The organism is Acinetobacter sp. B51(2017) (assembly GCF_003711395.1).
Lineage (GTDB): Bacteria > Pseudomonadota > Gammaproteobacteria > Pseudomonadales > Moraxellaceae > Acinetobacter.
Window position 1 is genome coordinate 1 of the sequence record NZ_PJRJ01000054.1, and the last position, 8,773, is coordinate 8,773.

At 40.0% G+C, this 8,773-nt stretch carries 7 protein-coding genes, 2 pseudogenes and 1 riboswitch; of the genes and pseudogenes, 5 read left to right on the forward strand and 4 right to left on the reverse strand.

Translation table 11 applies throughout. The features are described from left to right. A pseudogene (locus CYK47_RS14575) lies at positions 1–154 on the forward strand (IS5-like element ISAba27 family transposase); the annotation flags it as partial. A gap of 314 nt (positions 155–468) precedes the next feature. On the opposite strand, the gene CYK47_RS14580 reads toward CYK47_RS14575, so the two are convergent. Next, positions 469–1,095 (reverse strand): riboflavin synthase subunit alpha, encoded by a 627-nt coding sequence (locus tag CYK47_RS14580; protein WP_122902514.1) that lies wholly within the window; start codon positions 1,093–1,095, stop codon positions 469–471. Between the two features lie 165 nt (positions 1,096–1,260). Between CYK47_RS14580 and CYK47_RS15665 the strand changes: the two genes are divergently transcribed. Then, positions 1,261–1,656, forward strand: coding sequence for a hypothetical protein (locus CYK47_RS15665; protein WP_213072438.1), 396 nt, complete (start codon positions 1,261–1,263; stop codon positions 1,654–1,656). 197 nt (positions 1,657–1,853) lie between these two features. Next, entirely contained in the window at positions 1,854–2,639 is a 786-nt protein-coding gene (locus CYK47_RS14590) for a 3-hydroxybutyrate dehydrogenase (RefSeq protein ID WP_122902515.1), read from the forward strand. 50 nt (positions 2,640–2,689) lie between these two features. Here the strand turns inward: CYK47_RS14590 and CYK47_RS14595 are convergent, their stop codons facing one another. Then, the gene (locus CYK47_RS14595) at positions 2,690–4,849 is read right to left on the reverse strand and encodes a malate synthase G (RefSeq protein ID WP_122902516.1); all 2,160 of its coding nucleotides are present in this window, start codon (positions 4,847–4,849) and stop codon (positions 2,690–2,692) included. Positions 4,850–5,080: 231 nt separating this feature from the next. Beyond that, complete coding sequence (locus tag CYK47_RS14600; RefSeq protein WP_122902517.1) at positions 5,081–6,304, reverse strand: D-amino acid dehydrogenase; 1,224 nt, start codon at positions 6,302–6,304, stop codon at positions 5,081–5,083. Positions 6,305–6,409: 105 nt separating this feature from the next. Next, positions 6,410–6,496: riboswitch (glycine riboswitch) on the reverse strand. Between the two features lie 335 nt (positions 6,497–6,831). Here CYK47_RS14600 and CYK47_RS14605 point away from each other — a divergent pair. After that, positions 6,832–7,845: a zinc-dependent alcohol dehydrogenase family protein gene (locus tag CYK47_RS14605; RefSeq protein WP_122902519.1), complete on the forward strand. Its 1,014-nt coding sequence runs from the start codon at positions 6,832–6,834 to the stop codon at positions 7,843–7,845. A gap of 245 nt (positions 7,846–8,090) precedes the next feature. On the opposite strand, the pseudogene tnpA reads toward CYK47_RS14605, so the two are convergent. Further along, a pseudogene (tnpA, locus tag CYK47_RS14610) lies at positions 8,091–8,416 on the reverse strand (IS200/IS605 family transposase); the annotation flags it as partial. A 167-nt stretch (positions 8,417–8,583) separates the two neighbouring features. Between tnpA and CYK47_RS15805 the strand changes: the two are divergent. Then, a complete protein-coding gene (locus CYK47_RS15805) occupies positions 8,584–8,760 on the forward strand; it encodes a helix-turn-helix domain-containing protein (RefSeq protein WP_286206925.1) in 177 nt (58 codons plus the stop codon). Positions 8,761–8,773 lie beyond the last annotated feature (13 nt).

Genomic DNA, 8,773 nt, shown 5'->3' on the forward strand with positions numbered 1-8,773 from the left:
ACTGATTGGAAAAATACGAGTTGTGATCGAACACATCAATAGTCAATTGAAAACATTTAGAATATTAAGTGAACGCTATCGAAATAGACGGAAAAGATTCGGTTTACGCATTAACTTAATTGCTGCATTGGTAAACCGAATAAACTTGCAATAACCACTTTCGCAAGAGGTCTAATTATCATTGATTTGTGTTTTTTTAATTTTTTGATTTATTTTAATTTTTAACTTTTAGTAAAAAAATGGTTATATTTTTTTGATAAATGAATGCTTTAGCAGCTTAATGCAATTTAAACTGCAGTTTGGCTCAAGCTATTTAATTTGTAAGTAAGTTTATTTTTTAAAGTTAAATTTATGTTTTATATGGTTATTTATTTAAAATTAAGAGAATATTCATATGAAGTTATTGTAACTTAGCATAATGTGCAAGCATACAGCGCCCTTAATACGTTAAGGACGCTGGGCGATTAGTTAAATTGCTCGTTGTCGGGCATAAATATTTTCTAAAGTGTCAACTAAAGTGCGTGTGGTTTGATCTATCTCAAAATTGAGTTGATCGCCAATATTCTTTTGTCCAAAATTGGTTAGACGTAAGGTTTCTGGAATAAGATTGACTGAAAGTTGTTGCTGGCTCAAGTCCACGCGATTGATCGTGAGGCTACAACCGTGCAGACCAATAAAGCCTTTTAAAAAAAAGTATTTCATGCAATGTGCTGGCATCTGCACATCAAATTGTCTGGTTTGCCCAAAATCGATAATATTCACAATCTGAGCCGTAGCCTCGATATGCCCATATAAGTTGTGCCCGCCATTTTCCATGCCCATCTTAAAAGAACGTTCGATATTTACGCGATCTTGCAGTTTTAACTGACCCAAACTGGTCAGGTCAAGGCTCACTTGTCCAACATCAAAACTCACATAGCTTTTGTCCTCACTGATCCCAGTAACGGTTAAGCAAGTTCCATCTACTGCTACACTTGCTCCGATAAAAGCATCATTCATAAAGCCTTTTTCATTACTCACATGAATGGTGTTAAAACCATCTTTTAGCTCAATGCTAAGAATTGTTTCTGTACCAAGGACAATACCGGTATACATGGTTATTTCCAATGTGATATTAAGTTGAAAGTACTATAACAGATTCAAAATTAAGCTGATGCTAGGCTACTAGCAAAGCACGTATAATTTTGAATTACTATTATAGAGCTAAGTTTGTACAAAAATGGATAAAGGTGAGAAGAAACATTTAAATAGGAAATAAACGTGAATAAAAAATTAAGATGGATATTTATAAATGGGGGGTTGGCTTGGGGAATTCCTTTCGCTTTATTTATCTCTGTTTTACGCTGGATTGAATATAAACCTGTAGCCTTTGGGTCTTTTGGAGTACTCCTTGCAGTATCCATAGTTGCAGGCATGTTATGGGGTTTAACTATGTATAAGCCTGCTCAGCAAAATCCCAATGGAGAGCTTATTATTGTAAAATTCTTGCAACTCATGGCTGATTTTGCCGTTATTCTAGGCGTCTATGGGGTGGTATTTAGATACGTCTTGATTCCTCATGATCTTGCAGAAGGCTTATGGAAAACAGTGATATTCTTGCTGATTGTGTTTATTTGCATAGGCGTACGAAAGAGACTCATCTTTAAGCAACCATAATATCTTGAACTAATGCTGCGGGATTCCTCATCCATCATTACAGTACTACTTTAACAATAAAGGCCTCGGCTAATTGCTGATGATAAAACCACTATCTCTTTGCCTCGTAATCAAGCTATATTCGTGCTGAGTACAACGGCACCTGCATGGGGTGCATTACTACGTTGATATACTTTTGATTAAAAAAGAGAATAGAGATGGAACAATTATTACAAGACAAAGTGGCCTTTATCACAGGTTCAGCCAGCGGAATTGGCTTAGAAATGGCAGAAAAATTTGTGCAAGCAGGTGCCAAAGTGGTGATTTCGGATCTTCATGAAGAAAAATGTCGAGAGGCAGCTGAATCCCTACAACAGCGCGGCTTTGAAGTATTGGCTGCGCCTTGTGATGTCAGTCAAGAAATCGAATATCAACAAGCCATTCAACTGAGCCAACAACATTTTGGCCGCCTTGACATTTTAATTAATAATGCAGGTTTTCAGCATGTGGCTGCGATTGAAGATTTTCCGACGCACACCTTTCAACAATTAATTAATGTCATGTTAGTCGGTTCATTCATTGGTATAAAGCACGCGCTACCTATCATGAAGCAACAAAAGTTTGGACGTATTATTAATATGGCTTCGATTAATGGTCTGATTGGCTTTGCAGGTAAAGCCGGCTATAACAGTGCCAAACATGGTGTGATTGGACTGACCAAAGTGGCTGCACTTGAGTGTGCACGCGATGGGATTACAGTCAATGCGTTATGCCCAGGCTATGTAGATACCCCCTTAGTGCGTGGTCAAATTGTTGATTTAGCCAAAACTCGGCAAGTCAGTGAAGCAAGTGCGCTTGAAGAGGTCATTTTAGCCATGGTGCCACAAAAGCGCTTATTAAGCGTGACAGAAATTGCCGACTACGCAATTTTTTTGGCCAGTGATAAAGCAGGTGGTATTACCGGTCAAGCTGTAGTGATGGATGGTGGTTATACTGCCCAATAAGCCCATAAAAAAAGCCTCATGATGAGGCTTTTTCTATCAAATTAAAAAGTTTAGCCTTGTTTTTTTACTTCTAAACGTGCTGCATGCAATAAAGGTTCGGTATAACCAGACGGTTGTAATTGACCTTTAAGAATTAGATTTGATGCGGCTTGGAAGGCAATGCTATGTTCAAAATCATCTGACATGGCACGATATTCAGGATCATCAGCATTTTGTTGATCGACAATTTTAGCCATACGTTGCAGCGCAGTTTCTACGTCTTGGGTCGTGACCACGCCATGACACAACCAATTGGCAAGATGCTGCGATGAAATACGCAAAGTAGCACGGTCTTCCATTAAACCCACATCATCGATATCAGGTACTTTAGAGCAACCCACACCTAAATCCACCCAGCGCACCACATAGCCTAAAATACCTTGGCAGTTATTTTCAATTTCACGGCGTTTTTCTTCAGCACTCCAATTGCAATCAGGCGCTAAAGCAGGGGTGAGTAGATCGTCCAAACTTAAGATTGGCTCATGCTGCAATTGCTGCTGACGTTCAGCCACATTGATCTGATGATAATGCAGCGCATGTAGGACTGCACCTGTTGGAGAAGGTACCCAAGCACAGCTTGCACCGGCTTGTGGATGTTCAATTTTAGAATCGTACATAGCTTTGAGTAAATCGGTTTTGGCCCACATGCCTTTGCCAATTTGGGCTTTGCCCTGTAAACCTACTTGTAGACCAATCATGACATTACGGTTTTCATAAGCATCAAACCAAGTTTGATTTTTAATTTGCGCTTTAGGTAAAAATGCACCTGCATGCATCAGGGTATGGATTTCATCGCCAGTCCGGTCCATAAAGCCAGTATTGATAAAAATTACTCGATCTTTCGCTTCAGCAATACAATTTTTTAAGTTGACTGAGGTACGACGTTCTTCATCCATAATGCCAATTTTCAACGTGGTTGGGGCTAAATTCAGCGCCTGTTCTACACGGCTAAACAATGCCACACTAAAGGCAACTTCTTCAGGACCATGCATTTTTGGTTTCACAATATACATCGAGCCGGTACGTGAATTGGTCAAAGGATTTTCACCACGTAAATCAGTGAGGCTGAGTAATGGGGTAATCAGCGCATCCATGATACCTTCAAAGATTTCTTCACCATCGAGTAAAATCGCAGGATTGGTCATCAAGTGCCCGACATTGCGCAGCAACATCAGTGAACGGCCTTTTAAGACTTGGGTTGTGCCTGACAAATCTTGATAATGACGATCAGCATTGAGTTGACGCGTGATGGTTTTGCCATTTTTTTCCAAGCTTTCTTGTAAGGTACCGCGCATTAAACCTAACCAGTTACGATAGGCCTCGACTTTGTCTTCAGCATCAACTGCAGACACCGAATCCTCTAAATCTTGGATGGTGGTGACCGCTGCTTCGACTAAAATATCTTTAACCCCTGCACAATCTTGCTTTCCAATCGGATGATTGGCATCAAATTGGACAATAATATGCAGCCCATTATTTTTAAAAATAATTTCGGATGGCGCATCAGCTGTGCCATTGAGACCCACACATTGGCTTGGATCTTTTAATGTTGTTTGAGTCCCATCTTGTAAACCAATGACCAATTGCCCATTTTCAATTGTCCATGCGCTGGCATACTGATAGCTACCCTGTTGTAATGGGAAAGTTTGATCTAAGAAGTCTTTGGCAAAGGCAATGACTTTGGCACCACGCACAGGGTTATAGCCTTGGGTGATTTCACAGCCGTCGTTTTGTGCAATCATATCTGTGCCATATAGGGCATCATACAATGATCCCCAGCGTGCATTGGCTGCATTTAAGCTATAGCGCGCATTACGTACAGGTACCACCAATTGTGGCCCTGCCAGTGTGGCAATTTCTTCATCTACATTGCTGGTGCTGACTTCAAAGTCCGCCACTTCTGGTACTAAATAACCAATTTCGCTCAAAAAGGCTTTATAAGCGCCAAGCTCAAAGCGATTTTCACGATGCCACGTATCAATTTGAGCTTGTAACGCATCGCGCTTTGCCAACAAGGCTTTATTTTTTGGGCTAAATTCTAGAGCAATTTCTTCAAAACTTTGCCAATAGCTTTGCGGGTCAATTCCTGTACCCACTAAAGCTTCATTTTCAATAAAGTCATATAATTCTTTGGCAATTGCTAAGTGACCATGTTGGGTAAATAATTTCATGTGAATATCCTATTTTTTATAGACACGGTGAGTCTGTAATAAAATGCGCCGTGCTTTGATCTATTTTTTGGGCAGCGTTTGGTCAAAGTGTTATTGCAAATTCAGTGCAATCAACACCGTGATGATTTGTAAGATGCAGACTAATGCAAATAACTGCCAACCTCGTTTTTTATGTTTTTTCCGTACTTCAGAGCCAAAACTCGACATGATTTTCGTCTCCGTCATCACGGATTAAGCAGCAGCTAACACAGTTTGAATTTCATGGCGAATCAACACGGCTGTGGCAGCCGAGAGGGTAAAGCCTAAATGACCGTGACCTGTGTTATAAAACACCCGTGCTTGTCGGCTGCGTTGTACCCGTGGCATCATGTCGGGCATCATCGGACGCAAACCCGCCCAAGAAATGACATTATCTGTGGCAATATCAAAGTTTTTATTGACCCAGTCCACCAAAGGCTGAATACGATCATGACGAATATCTTTGTTATAGCCATTAAATTCCGCTGTACCCGCCACACGGAAACGATCTTTACCTAAACGAGAGGTCACAATCTTGGCACTTTCATCTAAAAGACTCACCCAAGGGGCATTTTTAACACTGTTTTCATCATTCAGATTGACCGTGATGGAATAGCCTTTGACTGGATAAATATGAATTTTATCACCCAACTGTTCGCCTAAATGATAGCTATTGACGCCACCACAAATCACCACACCATCAAAGTCTTGTTGCTGTTCAGCTGCCTGTTGTTGATAGTGAATTTCCACCCGATCCTGATGCGGCTGAATATGTAACACATTAGCGCCTAAGCAAAATTTAACGCCATATTTTTCACAGGCAGCGGCTAAGCCACGAGTAAATTTATGAATATCGCCTGTGGCATCTTCTGGTGTATAAAAACCTGCATAATATTGACCTGTTAACGCAGGTTCAATTGCTTTAATCTCATCAGGGCTAACTGCATAACGCTCTAAACCACCTTTTTGTAGCAATTGATTAACTTTCTTAGCGACCTCAAATTCATATTCATTATGATAAAAGTGCAAAATGCCTTTTTTTTCTAAGTTAAAATCAAAGCCTTCTTCATCTGCAATACGAAACATATGCTGACGTGCATCTAAGGCTAAACGCACTGTGGCAATGGTGTTATTTTCATAATGTTTAATATTATTTAAAAATGACATCAACCATTTGTATTTATGCAAATTAAACGACGGATTAAGCAACAGAGGTGCATCTTTTTGCGACATCCACTTTAAGCCTTTGGCAATGGTGGATTTTTGATTCCAGACTTCTGCATTACAAGCAGACAGCTGACCACCATTAGCAAAAGAAGTTTCCATCGCAGGGTAGAGGTTTTTTTCAAATACAGTGACATTAAAGCCCTGTTTGACGAGTTCATATGCAGTGGTCACTCCTGTGATGCCTGCACCAATAATAGCAATATGGGTCATATCGTCCTCACTAATTTAGGTGATATCCCATCTGTCCTTGAACCTGAGAGTTTCGGGATTGCCCCTTCCTCCTTCGGTGTGCGTCTGCACTCTCCAGATTTTTTATTATGCGTTACAGTCCTTTTGCCTGAGAGTTTCCGGGAAGTTGCACCTTCGGCGAATCATTGAAGATTTCTCTCCTGTAACGTTTTTTATTATGCAATTACGATGCCATCCTTGATTAAAATAATCCAGAATAAAATAACCGTAATTCAACATGATGCAGCCCTGATTCCTTTAAGTACTGCATTAAAACCAACCTTAGCAAAAATCATTTGCACCAAAATGATACATCTTGTTGTGAATATGTTAATAGATTGTAACGCTTTTTTTAATCTGTAGTATCTAAGTGAATGCTGATTGATTACTCAAGTGTAATTGAAAGGGTTGAATGCTCAATAAAATGATAAAAAACCTTACCACTTTAGCGCAATTCATCAACAATTTCGCTAAGATCAATAGAACACTTTTTAAAAATGAGCTCTGCCATGAAAGCAATAATTGTTAAAAAACCAGCTGGCTTTGATCAGCTCACGCTCACGCATTTAGATGATATCGGCATACCCCAAGCAGGTGAAATTCAAGTGAAAATTCATGCTAATTCATTGAACTTTCATGATCTTGTCGTCGCACGCGGTGATTTTCCGACTGAAGATGGGCGCATTTTAATGTCTGATGCTGCAGGTGTGGTTACTGCAGTTGGGGAGGGGGTCAGTGAATTTGCGGTGGGTGATCATGTGGTATCATGTTTTTTCCCTACATGGCAACAAGGACCAGCCACTTTATCTGATTTTAAAACCGTACCAGGAGATGGCATTGATGGTTATGCGCGTGAAATGGTAAATGCACCTGCAACTGCTTTTACCCATGCACCGCAAAATTATAGCCATGCAGAAGCTGCAACCTTAACCACAGCAGGCTTAACTGCTTGGCGCGCCTTAGTGGTTGATGGCAAGCTACGAGCAGGCGATACAGTTTTAGTCTTAGGTACAGGCGGGGTTTCTATTTTTGCCCTACAAATGGCCAAGTCTATGGGTGCCAAGGTGATCGCAACCACATCATCAACAGAAAAAGCGCAAAAATTATTGGCCTTGGGTGCTGACCATGTAATTAATTACCGTGATACACCTAACTGGGGTGATCAAGTGCTCAACCTCACCCAAGGTCAAGGCGCTAATATTGTGGTTGAAGTAGGCGGGCCGGCCACCTTAGCTCAGTCGATTCGCGCCTCTAAAGTGGGCGGGCATATTGCTTTAATTGGTATTTTAACAGGTTATGCGGGTGAAATCCCAACGGTTGAATTAATGGCCAAGCAGTTGAGCCTTAAAGGATTAATTGTGGGTAGCCGCCGTGATCAACAAGATATGATCGCAGCTTTAGAAAGTTTTGCTTGGAAGCCTGTGATTGACTCTGTGTTTGACCTTGAACAGCTAGCAGAGGCTTTTCGTTACCAAGAAACAGGGCAACATTTTGGTAAAATCTGTATTAGCCATACAGTTTAATCGCTAAGACTGAGCATAACAACCTTACTTTTGCTAAATTGCTTTGTAAAAAAAATGCAGATTATCTTTAGCCTGAGTAAACAATGTATTCTTTACAAATACTTACATATCCAAAATGCATGACGATCATCCTGCATTTATATATTTAGGTTGTTTGAGCTGATTAGGTTTTTAGCTATCATAACGTGAAAGAGGACTCCACCCGACAGTCAGGGTGGAGGTGAATTTCACAGGTTTTGACCTTGTTAATTTTGAATGTATTTTTTAATAGTGTCTAAAGACGCACCACCACACGACCCTGCAAAATAAGATCGTGACCACAAAATAGGTTTTGAATAACGACCACGTAATCTAAAAATTCATTCCGCTCTCTTCTACTTGTTGCTGATTTTAAGTTATTCACCAATTTACTCAGTTGAATTGTGGGTGGGTACTGAATAAGCATGTGAACGTGATCAGCTTCACCATTACATTCTTTTAATTTAGCATCAAATTCTTTGCAAATTTCATATATACACTCAGTAAAATAATTATAATGTAACTCGCCTAGAATTTTCTTTCTATACTTAGTAGATCTCTTTCATAAATCAAAAAATGATCTACTTTTTGCTTCTTATTTGTACCGAAGAATTTCGAATATTCATGCATAATTTACGAATGAAATACATCGACTCAAAGAAGCTTTCTGAAACACAGTTTAAGCGATATACAGGCATCTCATGGTCAACCTTTTATTTAATGGTTGAGCAATTGCAGAAACATGTTCCAGAGAAAGGTAGACCTCCGAAATTGCGTATAGATGATCAAATTCTTCTGTGCTTAAGTTATTGGCGTGAATATCGAACTTTGTTCCATGTCGCAACAAGTTATGGCGTGTCAGAGCCTACTGCTTCAAGGATCGTCCGCCAGGTATAGGACTGCCTCATAA